The organism is Spirillospora sp. NPDC049652 (assembly GCF_040675125.1).
GTDB lineage: Bacteria > Actinomycetota > Actinomycetes > Streptosporangiales > Streptosporangiaceae > Spirillospora.
Genome location: NZ_JBFAOF010001453.1, coordinates 1 through 1,304, shown reverse-complemented (window position 1 = coordinate 1,304; position 1,304 = coordinate 1). Strand labels below are relative to the sequence as shown.

The 1,304-nt window shown below is 75.5% G+C and carries 1 pseudogene; it reads right to left on the bottom strand.

Going from position 1 to position 1,304, the window contains the following annotated elements:
- A pseudogene (locus AB0J52_RS41040) lies at positions 1-1,273 on the bottom strand (ABC transporter ATP-binding protein); the annotation flags it as partial.
- Positions 1,274-1,304: the final 31 nt, after the last annotated feature.

The window sequence follows — 1,304 nt, the reverse complement described above, 5'->3', positions numbered from 1 at the left end:
CGGACAGCGTCGTCCCGCGCTCACCGATCCGGGTGTCCAGGCCGTCCGGCAGCGCCGCCACGAACCCGTCGCCCTGCGCCAGCCGCAGCGCCGCCCACACCCGCTCGTCCGGGACGTCCAGGCCGAGCGTGATGTTGCCGCGGACGGTGTCGTCGAACATGAACGTCTGCTGCGGGACGAGCGCGGCGGTCGCGGCGATGCCGCCCGCCCGGACGTCCCGCGCGTCCAGGCCGTCCAGCAGGACCGACCCGTCCGCCGGGTCCACCAGCCGCACCAGCAGCGAGGTCAGCGTCGACTTGCCCGAGCCGGTCGGGCCGACCACCGCGACCGTCCGGCCGGGGGACGCCTCGAACGACACGTCCCGCAGCACGTCCGCCGCCGGGACGCCCTCGGCCGGCTCGTAGCCGAACCGCACCGCCTCGACGCGCAGCGCGGCGGGCGCGCCCGCCTTCAGCTCCGCGTCCCCGTACGGCATCGACCCGCCCGCGTCCAGGACGCTCCGCACCCGGTCCCAGCCGACCACGCTGCGCGGCACCTCCGCCAGCACCCAGCCCAGCGACCGGATCGGGAACGCCAGCAGGGTGAACAGGTAGGCCACGTGCACCAGGTCGCCGGCCGTCATCGCGCCCGACTCCAGCCGCACCGACCCGATCAGCAGGACGGCCAGCACGCCCAGGTTCGGCAGCGCCTCCAGCACCGGGTCGAACATCCCCCGGACGCGTCCGACCGCGATGTTGGCGTCCCGCAGCGCGTCGGCGCGCGCCGCGAACCGCTCGGTCTCGGCCTCCTCGCGGCCGAGCGTCTTGACGACCAGCCCGCCCTCGAAGCTCTCGTGCGCGACCTCGCTGACCTCGGCGCGCAGTTGCTGCGCGCGGGTCGCGACCGGCGCGAGCCGCCGCTGGTACACGACGTTCAGCAGCGCGATCGCCGGGAACACCAGGAACCCCACGACCGCCACCACCGGGTCGGTCAGCAGGATCGACACGGCCGCGACCAGCAGCATGAAGACCACGCCGACCGCCATCGGCAGCGGCGCGAGCGGCGCCCACGCCGCCTCGACGTCCGCGTTGGCGTTCGACAGCAGCTGCCCCGTCGGGTGCTTCTGGTGCCAGGCGAGCGGCAGCCTCAGGTACTGCCGGGTGACCGCGCGCCGGTACCGCGCCTGCATCCGGTACTGCATGAGCCCGGCGAAGAACCGCCGCCCGCCCACGCCGAGCGCCTTGAGGAGCGCCACCCCGAGGATGAGCAGCGCGGCGGCCGTCAGCGCCCCCGCCGGTCAGCCGGTCGCCCTCGGGGCCGGACAG